General features: G+C 68.7%; 20 protein-coding genes. 11 read left to right on the top strand and 9 right to left on the bottom strand.

What is annotated here, in order from left to right; genetic code table 11:
- Window position 1: 1 nt before the first annotated feature.
- The 3 genes from ABD205_RS07130 (at window position 2) to ABD205_RS07120 (ending at window position 3718) form a co-directional block, all read left to right on the top strand.
- A complete protein-coding gene (locus ABD205_RS07130) occupies window positions 2-1996 on the top strand; it encodes a sensor histidine kinase (protein ID WP_344043848.1) in 1995 nt (664 codons plus the stop codon).
- Window positions 1984-2628: a LuxR C-terminal-related transcriptional regulator gene (locus ABD205_RS07125; protein WP_344043846.1), complete on the top strand. Its 645-nt coding sequence runs from the start codon at window positions 1984-1986 to the stop codon at window positions 2626-2628. Before ABD205_RS07130 ends, ABD205_RS07125 begins: the two co-directional genes overlap by 13 nt.
- Window positions 2629-3067: 439 nt before the next feature.
- On the top strand, window positions 3068-3718 hold the full coding sequence (locus ABD205_RS07120) for a hypothetical protein (RefSeq protein WP_344043844.1): 651 nt from the start codon (window positions 3068-3070) through the stop codon (window positions 3716-3718).
- A gap of 165 nt (window positions 3719-3883) precedes the next feature.
- Here ABD205_RS07120 and ABD205_RS07115 read toward each other — a convergent pair whose 3' ends face one another.
- Window positions 3884-4717 (bottom strand): hypothetical protein, encoded by an 834-nt coding sequence (locus tag ABD205_RS07115; RefSeq protein WP_344043841.1) that lies wholly within the window; start codon window positions 4715-4717, stop codon window positions 3884-3886.
- 133 nt (window positions 4718-4850) lie between these two features.
- Between ABD205_RS07115 and ABD205_RS07110 the strand changes: the two genes are divergently transcribed.
- The 3 genes from ABD205_RS07110 to ABD205_RS07100 all read left to right on the top strand — a co-directional run bounded on the left by ABD205_RS07110 (window position 4851) and on the right by ABD205_RS07100 (window position 7704).
- Window positions 4851-5315 carry a hypothetical protein gene (locus ABD205_RS07110; RefSeq protein WP_344043839.1) on the top strand — a complete coding sequence of 155 codons (465 nt, stop codon included), beginning with the start codon at window positions 4851-4853 and terminating at the stop codon, window positions 5313-5315.
- A 775-nt stretch (window positions 5316-6090) separates the two neighbouring features.
- Entirely contained in the window at window positions 6091-6903 is an 813-nt protein-coding gene (locus tag ABD205_RS07105; protein ID WP_344043837.1) for a hypothetical protein, read from the top strand.
- 357 nt (window positions 6904-7260) lie between these two features.
- On the top strand, window positions 7261-7704 hold the full coding sequence (locus ABD205_RS07100) for a GNAT family N-acetyltransferase (protein ID WP_344043835.1): 444 nt from the start codon (window positions 7261-7263) through the stop codon (window positions 7702-7704).
- 569 nt (window positions 7705-8273) lie between these two features.
- On the opposite strand, the gene ABD205_RS07095 is transcribed toward ABD205_RS07100, so the two are convergent.
- The 7 genes from ABD205_RS07095 to ABD205_RS07065 all read right to left on the bottom strand — a co-directional run bounded on the left by ABD205_RS07095 (window position 8274) and on the right by ABD205_RS07065 (window position 13862).
- Window positions 8274-8870, bottom strand: a complete 597-nt coding sequence (locus ABD205_RS07095) for a helix-turn-helix domain-containing protein (protein WP_344043833.1) — start codon at window positions 8868-8870, stop codon at window positions 8274-8276.
- Window positions 8857-9327 carry a DUF6932 family protein gene (locus tag ABD205_RS07090; protein ID WP_344043831.1) on the bottom strand — a complete coding sequence of 157 codons (471 nt, stop codon included), beginning with the start codon at window positions 9325-9327 and terminating at the stop codon, window positions 8857-8859. Before ABD205_RS07090 ends, ABD205_RS07095 begins: the two co-directional genes overlap by 14 nt.
- Window positions 9328-9598: 271 nt before the next feature.
- On the bottom strand, window positions 9599-10525 hold the full coding sequence (locus ABD205_RS07085) for a LysR family transcriptional regulator (RefSeq protein ID WP_344043829.1): 927 nt from the start codon (window positions 10523-10525) through the stop codon (window positions 9599-9601).
- Between the two features lie 10 nt (window positions 10526-10535).
- A complete protein-coding gene (locus tag ABD205_RS07080; protein ID WP_344043827.1) occupies window positions 10536-11651 on the bottom strand; it encodes an NAD(P)/FAD-dependent oxidoreductase in 1116 nt (371 codons plus the stop codon).
- Complete coding sequence (locus ABD205_RS07075; RefSeq protein WP_344043825.1) at window positions 11648-11836, bottom strand: ferredoxin; 189 nt, start codon at window positions 11834-11836, stop codon at window positions 11648-11650. The genes ABD205_RS07080 and ABD205_RS07075 overlap by 4 nt, the downstream gene beginning before the upstream one ends.
- Window positions 11833-13008, bottom strand: coding sequence for a cytochrome P450 (locus ABD205_RS07070; protein WP_344043823.1), 1176 nt, complete (start codon window positions 13006-13008; stop codon window positions 11833-11835). Before ABD205_RS07070 ends, ABD205_RS07075 begins: the two co-directional genes overlap by 4 nt.
- An 83-nt stretch (window positions 13009-13091) precedes the next feature.
- On the bottom strand, window positions 13092-13862 hold the full coding sequence (locus ABD205_RS07065) for an IclR family transcriptional regulator (RefSeq protein ID WP_344043821.1): 771 nt from the start codon (window positions 13860-13862) through the stop codon (window positions 13092-13094).
- A gap of 71 nt (window positions 13863-13933) precedes the next feature.
- Between ABD205_RS07065 and ABD205_RS07060 the strand changes: the two genes are divergently transcribed.
- From ABD205_RS07060 to ABD205_RS07045, 4 genes are read left to right on the top strand one after another with little or no spacing between them, the layout of a single operon-like run.
- Window positions 13934-15088 (top strand): cupin domain-containing protein, encoded by a 1155-nt coding sequence (locus ABD205_RS07060; RefSeq protein WP_344043819.1) that lies wholly within the window; start codon window positions 13934-13936, stop codon window positions 15086-15088.
- Complete coding sequence (locus ABD205_RS07055; protein ID WP_344043816.1) at window positions 15085-15909, top strand: fumarylacetoacetate hydrolase family protein; 825 nt, start codon at window positions 15085-15087, stop codon at window positions 15907-15909. Before ABD205_RS07060 ends, ABD205_RS07055 begins: the two co-directional genes overlap by 4 nt.
- On the top strand, window positions 15909-16559 hold the full coding sequence (locus ABD205_RS07050; RefSeq protein ID WP_344043814.1) for a maleylpyruvate isomerase family mycothiol-dependent enzyme: 651 nt from the start codon (window positions 15909-15911) through the stop codon (window positions 16557-16559). The genes ABD205_RS07055 and ABD205_RS07050 overlap by 1 nt, the downstream gene beginning before the upstream one ends.
- Window positions 16560-16570: 11 nt before the next feature.
- On the top strand, window positions 16571-17827 hold the full coding sequence (locus ABD205_RS07045; protein WP_344043812.1) for an FAD-dependent oxidoreductase: 1257 nt from the start codon (window positions 16571-16573) through the stop codon (window positions 17825-17827).
- A 348-nt stretch (window positions 17828-18175) separates the two neighbouring features.
- On the opposite strand, the gene ABD205_RS07040 is transcribed toward ABD205_RS07045, so the two are convergent.
- Window positions 18176-18610 (bottom strand): Hsp20/alpha crystallin family protein, encoded by a 435-nt coding sequence (locus tag ABD205_RS07040; RefSeq protein WP_344043810.1) that lies wholly within the window; start codon window positions 18608-18610, stop codon window positions 18176-18178.
- Window positions 18611-18726: 116 nt separating this feature from the next.
- Here ABD205_RS07040 and ABD205_RS07035 point away from each other — a divergent pair.
- Window positions 18727-18947 (top strand): MerR family transcriptional regulator (locus ABD205_RS07035; RefSeq protein WP_344043808.1); only part of this gene is annotated, 221 nt, incomplete at its 3' end.

Genomic DNA, 18947 nt, shown 5'->3' with positions numbered 1-18947 from the left:
GGTGGATGCGGGCCGGGCACGGTGGATCGCAGCCTCGGTCGTCGCGACCGAGGCCGTCGTCGTGCTCGGGGGGTTGGTCTCGGACCGGCTGCTGGTAGGTGCCGGCCATGCCGACCTGGTCAGTCTCCGCGGCGGGACCTGGGTGCTGCTCCTGGGGGTCGTCTCGGCCGCTGTGGTCGGCTTGGCGATCGTCCGCTCAGAGCCGCGCCACCCCGTCGGCTGGCTCTTCCTGGCACTGAGCGCCACAATCCTGTTCTCCGACCCGCTCGGGGCATGGATCACGTGGGGTCGACTGGCGCGGCCGGGGTCGCTGCCCGCGACCGGAGCTGTCGCGGCGGTCAACGACGCCACCTGGATCCCGTGGTTCGTCCTGGTGACGTTGATCCTGCTCCTGACACCCACAGGAAGGTATCTCTCCCCACGTTGGCGCGCGCTCGGCCGGGTCATCGTCGGTGCCGGCGCGGTGGCGTTCCTGCTGAGCCTTCTGAAGACCGACCCGTTCGAATCGCCGTTCCAAGACATCGAGAACCCGTGGGCCGTGCCGGCGATCCAGCCGGCGTCCGCCTGGGTCGAGTACAGCCTGGTGCTTCTCGTGGCCGCCGGTCTGGTCGCTTCCGGTGTCTCGCTCCTGCTGCGCTGGCGTCGCGCCCGTGGCGACGACCGTCGTCAGCTGCTGTGGCTCGCCCTCGTCGTGGTGCCGCTGCCCGCCTTCGTCGTCGCGGCATTCGTCGCCTCGAAGGCCGGGAGCTCGGTCGGCACGGTGGTGGCGACGGGCGGGTTCGTCGTGCTCATCCCGATCGCGGCCGGACTGTCGATCACCCGCTACCACCTCTACGACGTCGAGCGGGTCCTGGCCCGGACCACCACCTATGTCGTCCTTACGATGCTCCTGATCGGGACCTACGCCCTGATCGTGTGGTTCGGCGCACGCGGGGTCCAGCGCTGGTCGACCTCTCCGGCGATCGCTGCCACGGTGGGCGCCCTGGCGGTCGCGGCGATCGCGGCGCCGGCTCGGCGTGCGATCCAGGACCTCATCGACCGGCGCTTCAACCGACGGCGGTACGACGCCGTTCGGCTGATTGGCGCCGAGCTCGCGGACCAGCGGGCCGGCCGCGATCTCGCGGCGTTGTTCCGCCGCGCCTTCGACGATCCGTCGGTCGCCGTGGCCTATCCGGGTGCCCGACCGGAAACCTGGGTCACCGACACCGGATTGGAACCGCCCGAAATGGCCGACCGGGTCGACGTCGTGCGGGACGGCCGCGTTGTGGCCAGGATCGGCTACGACCCGGTACGCACGGACGCGGAGGTGGTCAGTGCGGGCGCCCAGGTCGCCGCCGCCGAGCTGGACAACGCCGGCCTCCGCGCGGAGCTCGCCCGCCGACTCGGCGACGTCGAGAGCTCGCGTCGCCGACTCGCCGAAGCCCAGCGCACCGAGCGCCGCCGGATCGAGCGCGACCTCCACGACGGCGCACAGCAGCGCCTCCTCGCGCTGGCGATGGACCTCAGGTCTGCCCACCTCGGTGGGAACGACCAACGCATGCGCCAGGCCCTCTCCGAAGGCGCCACCGCAGCGCAGTCGGCGGTCCGCGAGCTCCGCGACTTGGCCAACGGCCTGCACCCGGCGGCGTTGGCCGACGGCGGCCTCCCGGCGGCGCTCGACGACCTCGCCCGCCACTCGCCGGTCGACCTGCAGCTCGACGTGGATGTTCCGCGTCTTGACCCGGCTCTGGAGTTCACCGCGTGGCTCGTCATCGGCGAGTCAGTGGTCAACACCCAAAAGCACGCCCATGCCACGAAGCTCAAGGTCGCGGTGCACCAACACGACTGCCAGCTACGCATCCGGATCCACGACGACGGAGGCGGTGCGGCCAATCCCGACGGGCCCGGACTTCGAGGCATGCGCGACCGGGTCGAAGCCGCCGGCGGCACGCTGCTGATCGACTCCCCGGCCGGTGCCGGAACGACCATCCAGGTGGTGCTCCCGTGCGCGTTGTGATCGCCGATGACTCCGGGCTCCTCCGGGACGGACTCACTCGACTGCTGGCGGAGACTGGCACAGACGTGGTCGCGGCGGTCGGAGACGCCATAGATCTGATCGCCACCGTCGACCAACACCGGCCCGACCTCGCTGTGATCGACATCAGGATGCCGCCCACATACACCCACGAAGGCGCACGCGCCGCGCTTGAGCTTCGCGAGCGGCACCCCCAGCTCGGCATCCTGCTGCTGTCTCAGTCCCTGGAGAGCCGGTATGTCGTGGACCTGGTTCGTGCCCACCCGCAACGGTTCGGCTACCTGCTAAAGGACCGGGTCGTCGATGTCGACGTACTGGTCCAGGCAATGCACACCATCCTTGCCGGCGGCACTGTGCTCGACCCGGCAGTGGTCGCGCACCTGATGGGTAACACCGGTCTCGCCGGCCAGCTCGACAGGCTCAGCGCACGCGAGCGAGAGGTCCTGGACCTGATGGCCCAGGGCCGTTCCAACGCCGCGATTGCCAGCGACCTGCTCATCGACCTGCGCACCGTCGAGAGCCACATCGCCCGGATCATGACCAAGCTGGACCTCCATCCCAGCGCCGATGAACACCGGCGGGTCCTCGCCGTACTGGCCTGGCTGCGTAGCTGACGCGACGATGGTGGCTGAGGCCAAGTGCGGGAGGAGACAGAGATCGTGGCCGCGCTGCGGGACTTCGCGGCGGTGTGACGCATCCTCGATGGCGAGCGGCCCGTGGCTCGAGTGGAGTGTGGCGCATTCGGCGCGACCACATGCCTCCGGCGAAAGACTCCAGTCGCGAACATGGGTGGCCCGACCGATCACCGGTGGACGGACGTCTTCACACTCGGGCGTCCGGTCTTCGGCGAAGGGGTGACCGCGACGCCTTCGTCAGCGCTGCGGACGGGAGACATCTGCCCAAGCGCTGGGCGGATGTCCTAGGGGTCTGCGTCAGCTATCTGTACAGCAGCCCGGCCATCGGCCGTCGTCCGGTGAGCCTTGATCACGAAGAATCCCGATATCATCGTGGGTCCAAAGCTGTCGTGGGAGGCGTCCGGCTGAGGAGGTTGCGATGGTCCTCCGGACACCGCGCCGCACTCCGCGGACCTGGCTGCGTGCGCAGGTCAATACTTCGCATCGCGTCATCGATGGATGGAACGATCTCACCGACCGCATGCAGCCTCCGGCTGGAAGCCTGCAGAGTTTCGTACGACTGCATACCGAAGTCCGAGGCGAACACCTCGCGTCGCTGTGGGAAGCCTTCCTGCAATGGGTTCGTGTGTACGGACGCTTCGAGCAAGCACGGTATTCGGAGCTGCGTACGCCAATGCCTTGGCCTTCTTCAAGACTGTGTCAGCCATCCGTTGCCGTCGACGACCTGTGGCAGCTGCTCGCTGACGACGCGGACATGTGGCGTCAGCTTCCCGAGCACGTGCAGGTCATGGCGCGTGTGCCTGTGCGCGATCCTCATAGTCGGTTCAACCTTGACAAGACTTACCTCAATGCGTACCTCGACGAGTACGGCTCGCTGCGACTCCCGTTGCTGTTCCGCATCGACGAGATCCTAGGCATCTACGAGGGGCGGCTGTACCGCGGGGAATGCCTGTCTGAGTACTGTCGTGAAAAGTCGGACGCGGGGCTTGATCCTGAGCCAGGTAGGACATGCCTGCATCAGATCCCATGGTTTCCGAGTGGCCAGGTCACTGGTGGGGGCGGCGGCTGAGGGGCGGGCGGTCGATGAGCCCGGTTCACCGGGAGACGCCGAAGAATGGGCGACGGCCTGGCCGGACAGGCGGCGGAGTGACGCAGGCCGAAACGCGGCGTCACCCAGCGGTATGACGCGGGAGGGTCGAAACGTCGTCAGTGGCAAATGCCTTCGTCGACGCAACTAGCGTTCCCCAATGTCGACCACCTCGCCGTCGACGTCGACATCACCGGGCTCGAGAGCGCTGAGCTCTTGCTCCAGTCGCGCGCCGCCACGCGCTATCTCGCGCATGCGCTGATGATCGCGTTTCGCCTGTTCTGCCTTAGCCCAGCCTGAGTGCCACTCTTCAACGAGGCTAGGTAGGAAAGCGGCCAGCTTGCGGGGATTCTTGAGGCAGTAGGCCATCAGCCCGAAGCCGAGCGACGCGAGCCCCGAGTGGCCGACAATCTGCCCACCCAGTTCGACCCACAACGGGGATCCCTTCCGAATTGCCAAATGTTCAGGCTTCGGAACCTTGGCTAATTCAGTTGTATCCCAGGCACCGGGAATTGCAGACGCCTCGTCGAGGCGGACGCCGCGAAGGAGCGCAGGATCATCGCCTGCACGATCGCGGGCACGCGTGAGCAGGGTCCACGCGTCGGGAGCCGCAACATTTGGGGAGTCAGCACTGAGCTGAACCCAGAACAGGCCGGCGCCGCGGACCAGTCGGTCTTCGGTGTCGGGCGTCGCGGACCAGCCGAGTGACCGCGCGACGTCCGCTAAGAAGGACAGCGTTCGATCTGAATCCGCAGAGGCGGTGACGAGCAAGCGGGAGGCAAGGTAGGCGGTCGCTCTTTCAGCCGTGCGTCGACTAGCCGCCTCCGGCTCGTAGTACCACTCCGCAAGCAGGTAGCAGGTGTTCCACAGCGAATCCAGCGCCGTTAACGCTGAGGCGACTGCTTCGAGCGTTCCGAGACTCCGGCCGTTGAAAGTCACGGACACGGTCGGGGCCTGCGCTTTGGTCATCGTGGCGGGCATGCGCTCACGCTAACGGCCGGAGTGTCGATGGCGTAGGCCCCTCGATCCCGCCCGCGCAGAAGTCTCGTGCAGTGGCGGCGGTTTGACGCACGTCTGCGTCCCCGGCTGCCGGGGTGGGGCCTAATCTGCAATTGTGAGCCATCCGCTCGAGGACGAAGTCTTGATCGAACTGGGCAAGCTCACGTGGGCGGCGGTGGAACTCGAGGATCGCGTGGACGCCGTGTGCCACTGCATCCGTCACACCAATCCGCGCGAGGATCGACGTGCCATCGGCCAGAAGATCCGGGATGCCCGTTCCGACCTGCGCACATGGTCAGAAGGCAGCGCGGTGCGCGAGGTCGACGGTTGGCTCGCGGCTGCCGCGTCGGCGTTGGAGAGCCGCAACGCGTTCCTGCACGCTACGCCGCTGGCCGTATTCGACGGCAACCAGCAACCTGTCGGTGTGGCCCTGGCTGAGATGCCGCGAACCGGACGGAACTACAACGAGCGTCCAATGACGGTCAAAGGCGTTAGGGAGGTCATCATCGAACTGGAAGCTGCGAAGGCGGAGTGGGTCGGAGCTATTCGCAGTGCCAGTCAGAATCGCCCCAGACTCTAGGGCCGACCCGAGCCGAAGGATGCCCTGGCGAGGTCGTTCGCTGGTCCGCACGCGGCGGAGTGACGCAGGTTCACGTAGCTAATGGGCCGCACACGCATAGCCGCTGTAGGCAGTGATCCCGACGGGTCCCGAGATCGTCGAAGCAAGAGGGTCGTATCGGTTTTCGACTCGGGTCACGACCTTCAATGGTCTACAGCCGTGAGTGGAGTGAGTTTCAATCTCGACGGCGCTGATGCGCTGGGCCAACTCGTTGTAGGCCGTCGCCCAGTTCGTGGTGCCAGTGTCGGGAGGTGGTACGGGCTCAGGCCGACGGGGCCGACGGGGCCGACAGGTCCGCGAGCCCCCGGTGGCCCCACATCACCCTTAGGGCCAGCGGGCCCTTGGGTACCTGCCGTACCGCGAAGGTGATCTCCGAGGGCGAAGGCGCCGAGGGCGGCCCCAGCGAAACCGCAGATGGCGCTCGTCGCGGCGATGGCGATCCAGAATCGCAGCTTGCTCACGCTTCGAGAGTGGACCGCAATTTGATTCTTCGAATCCACAATCAAGGTGAACCCGGCTCGCCAGGCGCACCAAGGGCCAGCCTTCCCGGCGGAAAGACGCGCCGGGCCGAGCCGAAGAGCGGAGCCACGTTCTCGGCCCCAGAATGATGAGACGGCCGCAGAGCGCCGGTGACCGCCGCCGCGTCTGCAAGAGCCGAGCAATCGTCAAAGCACCCGCCGGGAACGGCGGGGTTCGCTAGCATTCCTGCCCGGCTTAGTGTGGAAGGAATGGTGGCGTGGAGGCCCGCAGCACGTTAACGCACATTCACCTGGGCGCTCTGCTGCGCTTCCTCGTCAGCCAGTCGAAAGGCTGGGAGGTCTTCGGTGACGACCGTCTCGTCGGAAACATCCGGAGCCTCGTCCGGAGGCTTGATCAAGTCGGATTTCCGGTGTCCGCGCGATTGTCGAAATCAATCGAAGAGATCGCGGACCGATTCGATGCCGAAGCGAAGGCATGGCAGAAGGCCAACCGTGGTGCTGACCTCGCTGCCTGGAAGGCGCGACGCGTTCTAACGGCCGCAGAAGCAAGGGAAGTTAGCCGACTCGCTTCGAACCTTGAGGATGCGGTGTGGGCGGAGGCAGAGGTCCAGGTCGCCTTCATCACGCGCGAGAAGCGCTACGACGTCAACCGACTGTTGAGCAACGTAGGCAGCCTGATGGCCAGTGGGGTCTACGACGGCCTGCCGGTGATATCTCAGGGAGATTTCGCGGCGGCAGGACGTTGCATCGCCTTCGAGCTACCGACAGCCGCCGCGTTCCACCTGATGAGGGGCACGGAGGACGCACTGCGCGACTTCTACCGGCGCATCGTGAAGCGGGAGCGGGTCGACCCTCCTCTCTGGTACCAGATGACCGAGCACCTTCGGAAGCGCCGTGACACGCCGCCCGAGGCGCTGATGAACAACCTGGACAACATCCGTCGCTCGTTCCGGAATCCCACGCAGCACCCTGAGAAGGTCTACGACATCGACGAGGCGCAGGACCTGATGTCACTGAGCATCGATGTCGTCACCCGGATGCAGCGCCACCTCGAGTCGGTCGGTAGGTAGGCGGCGGGGATCGGCCCGAAGGGCCGAGGCCCGCACTTCACCTAAATTCGCAACACAACTGGCGACGGCCTCAGCCACCGGGACGGCGGCTCTCGGGTCCGCAGGGCCCCGCATGGCAGAGGAGGAGCCGGACGTCATGGGGCGACTCAAAGGCATCTTGGGAAACGACGATGGTGCTACCTCGGCCAGCGGTTGCCTAGCGCGGCGGGACACGCCCATTCTGGGCGGGCTGACCCGGCGAAGCGTCGCAGACCTACCCGGCGTCTACCCGCCGGCACGAGTCCGCAGGACTCGTGCGATCGGTCGTCGCCACCCCGGCATGAGCGACTTGTTCCCAGCGGGCAGTCGGCAGAGAAAATGAACGGGTTCTACCCTGAGGCTGAGGCCGACTTGGGTGAGCTGGCGGCGGACGATTCGGAGGCGATCTCGCTCTTGCGACTGCACGGGTTGGCGCGGACTGCCGACGATCTTGCCGCTGGACTCCGTGAGGGCGAATGGCTGACCGGAGCGCGCGTCGACGGGCGGCTTGTTGGTCTCATCTGGGCTCGACTGACGCTGTGCAGCGATCCCAATGGACCGGTCGTTCTAATCCAACAGGTGCTCGTCAAGAAGTCTGCACGTCGCCACGGGATCGGTCGTCGACTTGTGAATTCGGTTCTCGATGGAGGACGGAGTAGAGGAGCACGACTTGCGACGCTGCGGATGCACCCTCAAAGTCAGCGCGCGCAGCATCTTGCCTTCTATGGATCGATAGGCTTCGTCGCCGGCCCGGAAGACGACGTCCTTGACATAGCCTTGTAGGTCGGGCCGAACTCAGCCGCGTGGTTTCGCGGGGTTGTGACGCAGGGTCACAGCTCCGACTACAGCGCCTCATACCCTCGAAGATGACAGCCGTGCCCCGTGACGCTGGCGGCGCACCGCGACCGACCTTGCCGCCTTAGGCGGAAGGGCCGCGGTCTGCCGGTTCCGTTAAGAACGCCTTTGTTTCGACCACGTATATCGAGACGTAGTCGAGAACTATTTCATTAGACCCACGATTAGACACCTCGCATTCGATGCGATGCTCGCCGTACTCGGTAACCGACAATACGAACTCGCCCGGGACATCTAATGAAGCCGGCAGGGTCGGGAGGCGTCGGTCCCCGAGTTGGAGATCGCTCTCTTGAGCAACGAGCGTTCGACCACTCGGCGCGACTACGGCGTAACGAAAATGCAGTTGCTGATGTTCGTCTAGATCAGCGAGGCGCGTTACTACCGCGCGCTTGGTATGCGCAGGGAAGGTATCTGTTGCGAATACGTTCTGGTTCAGCCCCACCGCGGTCCAAGCACCCCGGGCATCCTGCGTTAGACCTTCGGCAAGCAGTACCCATTCAATCCGCATGCGGGTCACTTCCCTGAGTTGATGACGACCTTGCGTAGCCCGCGCCCGCGGCACGTGCCATCGGGAACGAGGCATGACGAAGAAGCGCGTGAGCTTCGGGATTGCTCACGTCGAATGATCCGTAGGTTGAAAATATTGCCTGCACGGACGTGGAGAATGATGCGCCATCTTCGGCGTCTCCGGTAATAGCGACACCTTTCCTGCGTAGCGTGCCAGTGAATTCGAAGTCGAGGAGATCAAGGATCTCGGCAAGTCGGGCCAGGCCTGCGTTCTCGTAGCCACGAGCCTCATCCTTCTGCACCTGCTGTTCGGAAACGCCTGACTGTTCCGCAAGCTGCCGGTGCGTCCATCCCCTAGCAATACGCGCCTTGATGAGGGCGTCGCCGAGCGCGTCGAGGTCCCGAAGGGCGAAATTTCGAAGACGCCCTTCTTTGAGCTCCTCATACTCGGTGATGTCGGCAGACAGGTCATCGATGAGATCGGTGTATGCCTGCCATTCGGTCTTTCCTCCGGTGGCGTCTCGTGCAAGCTCCAGGCTCGCTCGCTTCGCGGTGGCCACTCGCAGTTGTCGCTCATTCTTGATCATCTGGAGCACCTTCTTCGGTGATATTTACGTGCAGGAGGCCGCGGGGGTTGCCGTCTCCGTCTGTTTCGAAAAACTCTTTGATCGTGATTAGCTTTCCGCCCGCGACAGAATGTTTCGGGGGTTGGGGCGACGGATATCGCCACAGGTCTACTCGGTGGTATTGCTTCATGTGCTTTCGGCGTGACGGCCCGACATCCGCCCAGTCGTCGGCATCGCCGTCTGCCGGAATCATGTAGACCACGTCAGCGTCGTCTGGGCGCTGCTTATTGGTGACGAAGGAACCGTCGACCCAGATCTCTTGAATGCCGTGGCGCCGCAGCTGTTCGGCGACGTGCTGCAACCCCGTGAGGATCTCTCGACGGCGGAAGTTGTACGCGAACTTCGCCTCGATCTCGCCCCATGTCGCCTCCCAATCACCCGGCGGAAGCCGCCCGTCTACGAGTTCCGGTATCGCCAAGAGTATCGACCCAACCTGAGAGTTGTGTAAGGGGTTTGTGGAAACATACCCCGACCAGCTCTGGCTGCCAAGAGGCCGCACTAGGCCACTCGATCGGTCGGTCCAGTGAACCCGCTGGCAGCGCGCTGTGCGTGAACGCGAGGACGCCGCCCCACGCCTACCGGGCGACGTGGCGCTGCTATCTGGGCGGAAAGACGGGGTACCCGGCATCGGACATTCCCCAGATGCGGTCACGCGGCTACACGGTGCAGAACCCACGGACACACCCCGGTCAGAGCGCTCCGGCCGCCTCGAAGAGCAGACCCCGCAGCCACTCGAGGAAGAACTGGTCGGAGAGGTGCGGGTTCCACACCATGTCGATCCCGACGCCGTGAAGCGGGAAGGGGAACTCCTCGATCCTCAGGTCGGTCACGGCCTTCATCGCGGACGCCACCCGGAGTCGCTGGAGCGCTACGACGCCGCTCGAGCGGGCCACGAGGTGCGCGACCATCAGGTTGTCGGAGACGAGCTGGCCGACGCGATACCTGACGCGGTGCTCGTCGAGCACCGAGTAGGGCACCACCCGGCGCTCCGCGTCGAACACGACGTGGGGCAGCGAGGTGATCAGCTCGAGGGCGTCCGCCTCGCGCGGCGCGTCCGGCGAGGCGATGACGGTCCACCGGTCGTCGTACAACCGCTCGCGGGGGTACGGCGAGGCGAGCGCGTCGGACATCAGCACGACGTCGACGCCCTCCTCGGTGAAAGCGGCGTCGGTCGGCATGGTGATCGTGCGGATCCGCAGTGTCGCCTGCGGAGCCCGCTGCGCGACGAGCCGGGCCAGGGGCGCACCGATCACGAAGGCGGTCGGCGTCATCATCGCCACTGTGACGACCCGGTGGTCGCGCGCCGGGTCGAAGCCGGGGAAGTTCACGACCTGGGCGGTCTGCTGCAGAGCCTCGCGCAACGGTCCGATCAGCTCGAGGGCCCGGGGCGTGAGCCTGACGCCGGCGCCCTGCCGGACGACGATGTCGTCACCGAGCAGGCGGCGCATCCGGCCCAGCGCGTGGCTCATCGCCGGCTGCGAGAGCCCGACCCGCTCGGCGGCCCGGGTGACGGAGCGCTCCTCGAGCAGCGCGAGGAGGGGCACGAGCAGGTTGAGGTTGACCGACGAGAGTCGGTCCAGGCCCGACCTGCCGGTGCCCTGCTCCTCGTCGCTCATCGCAGGCACCCTACGCCGCGAGCACCCGCCGCAACCGTGGGATCGGAATGCGGTAGTTGAGCGCGACCGCCGCTCCCGGCCAGCGCAGCAGGGCGGGGCCGCCGGGCCCGCCCTCGACGTACTCCGGCTCGCCGGAGGCGGGGAGGACGCCGACGGCCTTGAGGCTGAGCCCGAACTGCTCGGTCCAGAAGTAGGACTGGAAGCTCAGCGTCGGCGCTTCCTCACCACGCACCAGCGCGACCGCCGCGACCTTGCTCTGCTCGATCGCGCTCGTCCACAGCGGGACCCGGCGGCGCCCACCCGGCGTCGGGAAGGCGGCGAGGTCGCCCACGGCCGCGATGTCGGGGCGCGCCAGCCCGCGCCCGTCGACGGGGACGACGCCGGCGTCGGTCAGCCCCGCACCATCCAGCCACTCCGTGTTGGGCACGTCGCCCACAGCCGTCACGACGAGCTCGGCCTCGAGGACCGCGCCGTCGTCGAGCACGACACGTGTCGTGCCGTCCCGGCGATCCAGGGTGGCACCCGGGGTCTCCACCACCGTGAGGCCGCACTCCAGGGCCGCGGCCGTGAAGACGCCGGCGAGATGCTCGCCGAGCTGGAGGACGAGGGGCCGTCCCTGCGAGACGAGCGTGACCCGGCAGCCGGCGGCGAGGCAGCCGGACGCGATCTCCATGCCGAGCGGGCCGCCACCGACGACGACGACCGACGGCCGCGACGCCAGCCGCCCACGCAGCGCGAGCGCGTCGTCGAGTCCGCGCAGGGTGAGCTCGTCGGGCAGGTTGGAGAGCCGTCGGGCCCTCGAGCCGGTCGCGATGACGAGCCTGTCGTAGGCGAGCTCCTCGCCGATGCTGAGGCGGACCCGCCCACGGTCCAGGTCGAGCCCTGTCGCCCGGACCCCGAGCAGCTCGGTCGCGCCGTGCGTCGGCGTGGGTAGGTGGTGGGAGGACAGGTCGGCCTCGTCGAGCAGCAGTGTCTTGGAGAGCGCGGGACGGCTGTACGCCGGGTGCCGCTCGTCGCCCACGATGGTCAGCTCGCCGTCGAAGCCCGCCTCACGGAGCGTGTGGGCGGCCGTCAGGCCGGCGATGCCGTTGCCGACGACGACGATGCGACGCGGATCCGTGCTCATTCGATGCGCAGCGCCGCGACGGGGCAGACGCGGACGGCGGCGCCCGCCGGTCCGGCCTCGGCGTCGGTGATCTCCTCGCGGTCGATCACCAGCTCGCCGTCGTCGTCGAGGTGCATCAGGGTCGGTGCGGCCTCCTCGCAGAGGCCGTGCCCCTCGCAGCGGGGTCGGTCGAGGACGATCCTCATGCCGGCACCACTTCCAGGACGGGGAGCGAGTCGATGCTCCGCGTGACGTTGTGCGGGATCCGGACCTCCGGGCCCACGACGAGTCGCTCGACGCGACGTGCCAGCGAGTCGATCACCGCGTGGGCCTCGAGCCGGGCGAGTCCCTGACCGGCACAGCCGTGGACGCCGTACCCGAGCGCGAGGTGGTCGACCGGGTTGCGCTCGACCTTGAACTCGTCGGGGTTGTCGTAGTGGCGCGGGTCGCGGTTGCCGGAGCCGAGGAGCACGGCGACGCGCGCGCGGGCCGGGATCACGACGCCGTCGATGTCGACGTCCTTCGTCGTCTCACGGCCCCAGGCGTTGATCGGGGACCAGAAGCGGAGCACCTCGTTGAAGGCCGCGGGTGCGAGCGTCGGGTCCTTGCGGACGAGCGCCAGCTGCTCGGGGTGGGCGGCGAACAGGGCGATGATGTTGCCGATCGCGCTGACGGTGTTCTCGACGCCGGCGGCGAGATACTGGTGGATGATCGGGCCGGCCGAGCCGGGCGGGATCGCGCCCCGCTCCTCGGCCTCGAAGATGCCCCGGCCGATCGAGCCCTCGGCGAGGTCGCCCTTGGTCACCGTCGAGCACCAGCCGTAGAGCTGGCCTGCGATCGGGAAGCTCTCCGCGGTGCGCTGGTTGAGCGGCCCGATCACCTGGTTGGCGGCCTTGCCCCAGGCGAGCATGTGGCCGCGGACCTCCCCGGTGAAGCCGACCAGGTCCGCGACGATCTCCAGCGGCAGCGCCCGGGCGATCGAGTCGATCGCCTCGAACGAGCCGGACTCGACGAGCGTGGCGACGAGGGCGTCCGCCTTGGCGTCGATCTGGCCCTTGAGCCCGCGCAGTGCCCGCGGGGAGAGGTTCTCGGTCAGGGCGGCGCGCAGCGCCGTGTGGTCGGGCGGGTCCGAGGCGAGCGACGTGCCCGCCAGCGCCTCGTTGACCATCGGGTTGAAGCCGACGCCGTGGGCCGAGGAGAAGGACTCCCAGTCCCCCAGCGCGGTGCGGACGGTGTCGTAGCGGGTGAGCGCGTAGACGTCGTTCGCCGGCAGGTGGACGACGGGCCCGAGCTCACGCAGGGCCGCATAGGTCGGGTAGGGGTCGATGAGGACGTCGTCGGCGAAGAGGTCGACGTCGGAGGTCGGTGGAGTGGTCACGTCAACCAGTGAAGGTGACGGCCGCCACATCCGTCCAACTCATAGATCGCATGCCTGATCATGCATTGGATTCATGTCGCGGTTCAGCCGCGGGCGAGCTCGGTCCCGATCCCGCCGGCTGCCATCTGCAGGGTGGCCACCAGCGACGGCAGGCGCTCGCGGTCGTAGCGCACCGACGGCATCGAGACCGACACGCAGGCCACCGCCGTGCCGTCGCTCGCGCGGACCGGGACGCCGACGGCGACCACACCCTTCTCCGAGCGCCCCTGGTTGACCGCGAAGCCCTGCTTGCGGATGCGGGCCAGGTCGCCGCGCAACCGGGCCAGGTCCGGCGGGCCGGCCTCGCCCTCCTCGGCGGCACGGTCGCGGCCCACGGCGTACAGGGTGGCGAGCTCGTCGGCAGGGAGCTCAGCGAGGAGCAGCAGGCCGCCCGAGGTCCGGTGGGCCGGGAAGACCATGCCCTCGCGGGACGTCACGCGCAGCGCCTGGGCGGACTCGACCGACGCGATGAAGCGGGCCTCGGTCCCCGTCCTGATGGTCAGGTTGACCGACTCGCCCACGGCGTCGACCAGGCGGTGCAGGTGCGGGAGCGCGGCCTCCCGCAGCCGAGCGGTGCGGGAGCGCGAGTGCTCGGCCAGCTGGAGGACCGGGCCGGCGTGGTAGACGCGGCTCTCGTCCTGGAGGGCGAAGTCGCGGTAGACGAGCATCTGCAACAGCCGGTGGGCCGTCGAGCGCGCGACCCCGACCCGCTCCGCGGCCTCGGCCACGGTCAGCGAACCCTCCAGCTGCAGCATCGTCGCCAGGCGAAGCGCGTGGTCGACGCTGGCGACGGCGTACGTCGGCGCGGTCTTCATCCCGACTCTCTCCCGTTCTGCACAACAGAATCGCATGTTCTGTCCCGTGAACTCGGCTCACGCTAGCGCACATGACCTCGCTCGACATCACGTCGCCGGAGAGCCCGGTGCGGCTCACGGCGGTCGCAGCGCCCGACCAGCCCGACGTCACCCCCGCGCTCGAGGAGCTCTACCGCGGCTTCGAGCAGGAGCTGCTCGTCCCGTTGTGGACCGAGATCGGCGACCTCATGCCTGCCCATCCCCGCTCGCGGGCCGTCCCGCACCTGTGGAAGTGGGACAACCTGGTCGCCCTCGCCGACCGGGCCGGACACATCGTCCCCGTGGGCCGCGGCGGGGAGCGCCGCGCCATCGCGTTGGCGAACCCGAGCCTGGGCGGTCGCCCCTTCGCCACCCCGACCCTGTGGGCGGCGATCCAGTACCTCATGCCCGGCGAGGACGCGCCCGAGCACCGCCACACCCAGCACGCCTTCCGGTTCGTCGTGGAGGGCTCGGGGGTCTGGACGGTCGTGGGCGGAGACGCCGTGCCGATGAACCGGGGCGACTTCCTGCCGCAGGCGGGCTGGAACTGGCACGCGCACCACAACGCCTCCGACCGGCCGATGGCGTGGATCGACGGCCTCGACATCCCGTTCCAGTACGTCACCGAGGCGCAGTTCTTCGAGTTCGGGCGCGACGAGATCTCCGAGGAGGAGCGCGTCACGCCGACCCACTCACGCTCCGAGCGGCTGTGGGCGCACCCCGGCCTGCGGCCGCTCGGTATCCAGCACGCCACGCCCGGCTCCCCGCTGCTCGCCTACAAGTGGGAGCACACCGACCGGGCCCTCGCCGACCAGCTGGAGCTCGAGAAGCAGGGGTACGCCGGCACCGTCGAGCCCGGTCATGCCGCGGTCCGCTACTCCGATCCCACCGACGGGTCGGACGTGCTGCCGACGATCCGCGCCGAGCTCCACCGGGTCACCCGCGGTGCCGAGACGGCGCCGGTCCGCGAGACCGGCTCCAGCGTCTACCAGGTCTTCGACGGCTCGGGCACCGTCACCGTCGGCGACACGACCTGGTCGGTGACCCGCGGCGACCTGTTCGTCGTCCCGTCCTGGGAGCCCTTCAGCTGCCGCTCCGAGGCGGGCGCCTCCGACTCCGACTCGGGCGCCCTCGACCTCTTCCGCTTCTCCGACGCGCCCGTCTTCGAGGCGCTCCGGCTCGACCGCACCAGCAAGGACCCCCGATGACCAAGCTCGCCACCCTCCGCATCGACGGCACCACCCGCGCCGTCCGTCTCGACGGGGACACCCACGTCGACCTCGGGTACGCCGACCTCGGCGCCTATCTCGCCGCCGGCTCCCCCGAGCCTGCCGCCGACGCGGCCCGCTACCCGGTCGAGGGCGCCGACTTCGCCCCGGTCGTCCCGGACCCGTCGAAGGTGCTGTGCGTCGGGCACAACTACCGCAACCACATCCAGGAGATGGGCAGGGAGCTGCCGTCGTACCCGACGGTGTTCCCGAAGTTCGCCGACACCCTGCTCGGCGCGAACGACGACATCGTCAAGCCGGCCGAGACCGACGCCCTCGACTGGGAGGTCGAGCTGGTCGTCGTCATCGGCACGCAGGTGCGTCGCGCGACCGAGGAGCAGGCGGTCGCGGCCATCGCCGGCTTCACCGTCATGAACGACGTCTCGGTGCGCGACTGGCAGTTCCGCACGATCGAGTGGACCCAGGGGAAGATCTGGGACTCCTCCACGCCGGTCGGCCCGTACGTCGTCACGCCGGACGAGGTCGGCGGCGTACGCCCCTCCCTGCAGGTCACCACGACCGTGGACGGCCGGGTCATGCAGCAGGACGACACCGCCACGCTCCTGTTCGACCCGGTCTTCCTCGTCCGCTACCTCTCCACCATCGTCACGCTGCGGCCCGGCGACCTGATCGCGACCGGCACCCCGGCCGGCGTCGGTCACGCCCGCGACCCGAAGGTCTACCTGGTCGGCGGCGAGACCGTCGTCACCGAGATCGCCGGCCTGGGCGCGTGCACCAACCGGGTCGTCAAGGACGCCTGATGGGCCGCTCGTTCGCCGACGCGCGCCGGTGGATGACCGTCGGCACCGAGCTGCTGCTCGACGCGGTCTCCGGGCTCGGCGAGGACGGCTTCGCCGAGCCGACCCTCCTGCCCGGGTGGACGCGCAAGCACCTCGTGGCCCACGTGGCGGCCAACGCCGACGCCGTCGGCAACCTGGTGCGCTGGGCGGCGACGGGCGTCGAGACCCCCATGTACCGATCGCCCGACGAGCGCGCCGCTGGGATCGCGAAGGGCCCGACCATGTCGGCCTGTGCGCTCGACTCGTGGCTGCACACGTCCGCGGAGCACCTGGCCGACGCGATGGGCCGGCTCGGCGCGGAGCAGTGGCGGCACGAGGTCGTCACCGCCCAGGGCCGCACCGTGCCGGCGAGCGAGACCCCGTGGATGCGTGCCCGCGAGGTGTGCGTGCACGCCGTCGACCTCGACCGCGGCGTCGGCTTCGGCGACCTCCCCGACGACTTCAACGAGGCGCTGGGCGAGGACATCCTCGGCCTGCGCCAGGCCCGCACCGGTGGCCCGGCCGAGCTGCCCGCCGTCGTGGCCGCCGCGCCACTGGCCGAGGTCACGGCCTGGCTCGCCGGCCGCCCCCACTCGATCGCCGACGCGCCCGCGCTCGGCCCCTGGCTCTGAGGAGACATCACATGAGCAACCCGGACACGCCCGACGTCATCGTCGTCGGCGGCGGCATCGGCGGACTCGGCGCGGCGTACTCGCTGTCGCGCAAGGGCCTCAGGGTCCGCGTCCTGGAGCAGGCCCCGGCCTTCGGCGAGGTCGGCGCGGGCATCCAGCTCGCCCCGAACTGCACCCGCATCCTCGACACCTACGGCCTGCTCGACGAGGCCACGAGCCTCGGCGTCGTCCCCGAGGCCATGGTGATGCGCGACGCGGTCGACGGCGTCGAGCTGACCCGGCTCGACCTCCGCGACCTGGAGGCGCGCTACGGCTACCCCTACCTGGTCATCCACCGCAGCGACCTGCACGGCCTGCTGCTGCGCGCCTGCGAGCGCGCCGGCGTCGAGCTGGTCACCGACGCGCGGATCTCGTCGTACGAGAACACCGACGCCGGCGCCCGCGTCACCCTCGCCTCCGGGGAGACCGAGGAGGCGGCCGTCGTGATCGCCGCCGACGGCCTGCACTCGGTCGCACGCCAGCTGTTCGCCGACGACGAGCCGGTCTCCTCGGCCTACGTCGCCTACCGCGGCACCGTGCCAGCGGAGCACCCGCGCGTGGGAGGCGTCGACCTCAGCGAGGTCGTCGTGTACGTCGGGCCGGCGTGCCACTTCGTCCACTACGGGCTGCGCGGCGGCGAGCTGCTCAACCAGGTCGCCGTGTTCGAGTCGCCGAAGGCGCTCGCCGGCGAGGAGGACTGGGGCACGCCCGACGAGCTCGACGAGGCGTTCGCGGCCACGTGCGACTTCGTGCAGGGGGGCCTGCCGCACATGTGGCGGGACAAGTGGTGGCGGATGTTCGACCGCGAGCCGCTGATGACCTGGGTGCACGACCGGATCGCGCTGCTCGGCGACTCCGCGCACGCGCCGCTGCAGTACATCGCCCAGGGCGCGATCATGGCGCTCGAGGACGGCTGGGTGCTCGGCGAGCACGTCGCGCGACGTCGTACCGCCGACGGTGTCGTGGACTGGGACGCCGCGCTGGCCGACTACCAGGCCGTCCGGCCCGAGCACTGCCGCCGCGTCGTCACCACCTCCCGTCAGTGGGGTGAGCTCTGGCACCTGGTGGGCGTCGCGCGCGAGCAGCGCAACGCTCTGCTGCGGGCCCGCGACACCTACGACTACGCGTTCGTCGACTGGCTCTACGGCCCGACCGCACTGTTCCCGACCGACGAGCCGGCGATGTTCGAGCCGATCCCGCTCGACGCCGCCCAGGTGGTAGCCGTCTGACCTCGGGCCGAGTCGGCGCAACCTCGCACGCCAGCAACGCCGAGTCGGCGCAACATCGCACGCCAGCAACGCCGAGTCGGCGCAACATCGCACGCCAGCAACGCCGAGTCGGCGCAACATCGCACGTGAGCAAGGCCGAGTCGGCGCAACTTCGCACGCGAGCAAGGCCGAGTCGGCGCGACTTCGCACGTGAGCAAGGCCGAGTCGGCGCAACTTCGCACGTGAGCAAGGCCGAGTCGGCGCAACTTCGCACGCGAGCACATGCGAGCTGCGAGGTTGCGCCGACTCGGCCTCCTGAGCTCCCGTCCGCGTCCGAACGAGCCGACCTCGTCGGTCAGGCGGCCGTCGTCACGTGGTGAGCTCCGCCGGCGAGCCGGAGTCGTCCGCCATGCCCCTGATCTCGATCTTGCGCGGCTTGGCCCTCTCCGCGACCGGCACGACGAGGCGCAGGACGCCGTCGGCGTACCCCGCCTCGATGTGGTCGAGGTCGAGGTTGTCGCCGAGCACGAGCTGGCGGCTGAACACGCCCTTGGGCCGTTCAGAGGCGAGCGCCTCCCAGTCGCCGTTGCGCGCGACGCGCTCCGCCCGGACGGTCAGCACGTTGCGCTCGACGTCGAGGTCGATGCTCTCCTTCGCCGCGCCCGGAAGGTCGAACTCGATGACGAACCGGTCGCCCTCACGCCACGCGTCCATCGGCATCACCGCGGGACGGTTGGTGGTGCCGAGCAGCTGCTGGGCGAGGCGGTCGAAGTCACGGAACGGATCGGTGTTTCGAAGCAACATCACTGTCCTCCTGGTTCTTCACCAGCGGGTTCTGCAACCCGCGATCTGTACTGAAGGATATAGGTTTCTTATACTCGCTCCGTGAGGTCTGATCAAGTGGTCATCAAAGGGCGGCGATGACGAGGCGGAGCGAGGGTGTCTTCGCCATCTCGGTCGCCGCGGAGATGGTCTCCATGGAGATCCAGAACCTGCGCGTCTACGAGCGGCACGGGCTCCTCCGGCCCGACCGCACCAGCGGGGGCACGCGTCTCTACAGCCCTGACGACATCGACACCCTCCACCGCATCCGCGACCTCTTGGCCGAGGGCCTCAACCTCGCCGGCATCGCCCGGGTGCT

The organism is Nocardioides panacihumi, from assembly GCF_039530925.1.
Lineage (GTDB): Bacteria > Actinomycetota > Actinomycetes > Propionibacteriales > Nocardioidaceae > Nocardioides > Nocardioides panacihumi.
The sequence above is the reverse complement of the archived record's forward strand: the minus strand, read 5'-3'. Positions and strand labels throughout refer to the sequence as shown.

Excerpts from the sequence above, each read along its gene's own strand:
- ABD205_RS07100 (WP_344043835.1), top strand. The coding sequence starts at position 7,261 with ATGAACGGGTTCTACCCTGAGGCTGAGGCCGACTTGGGTGAGCTGGCG.
- ABD205_RS07055 (WP_344043816.1), top strand. The coding sequence starts at position 15,085 with ATGACCAAGCTCGCCACCCTCCGCATCGACGGCACCACCCGCGCCGTC.
- ABD205_RS07095 (WP_344043833.1), bottom strand. The coding sequence starts at position 8,870 with ATGATCAAGAATGAGCGACAACTGCGAGTGGCCACCGCGAAGCGAGCG.
- ABD205_RS07045 (WP_344043812.1), top strand. The coding sequence starts at position 16,571 with ATGAGCAACCCGGACACGCCCGACGTCATCGTCGTCGGCGGCGGCATC.
- ABD205_RS07060 (WP_344043819.1), top strand. The coding sequence starts at position 13,934 with ATGACCTCGCTCGACATCACGTCGCCGGAGAGCCCGGTGCGGCTCACG.
- ABD205_RS07085 (WP_344043829.1), bottom strand. The coding sequence starts at position 10,525 with ATGAGCGACGAGGAGCAGGGCACCGGCAGGTCGGGCCTGGACCGACTC.
- ABD205_RS07115 (WP_344043841.1), bottom strand. The coding sequence starts at position 4,717 with ATGCCCGCCACGATGACCAAAGCGCAGGCCCCGACCGTGTCCGTGACT.
- ABD205_RS07050 (WP_344043814.1), top strand. The coding sequence starts at position 15,909 with ATGGGCCGCTCGTTCGCCGACGCGCGCCGGTGGATGACCGTCGGCACC.
- ABD205_RS07075 (WP_344043825.1), bottom strand. The coding sequence starts at position 11,836 with ATGAGGATCGTCCTCGACCGACCCCGCTGCGAGGGGCACGGCCTCTGC.
- ABD205_RS07080 (WP_344043827.1), bottom strand. The coding sequence starts at position 11,651 with ATGAGCACGGATCCGCGTCGCATCGTCGTCGTCGGCAACGGCATCGCC.
- ABD205_RS07065 (WP_344043821.1), bottom strand. The coding sequence starts at position 13,862 with ATGAAGACCGCGCCGACGTACGCCGTCGCCAGCGTCGACCACGCGCTT.
- ABD205_RS07120 (WP_344043844.1), top strand. The coding sequence starts at position 3,068 with ATGGTCCTCCGGACACCGCGCCGCACTCCGCGGACCTGGCTGCGTGCG.
- ABD205_RS07040 (WP_344043810.1), bottom strand. The coding sequence starts at position 18,610 with ATGTTGCTTCGAAACACCGATCCGTTCCGTGACTTCGACCGCCTCGCC.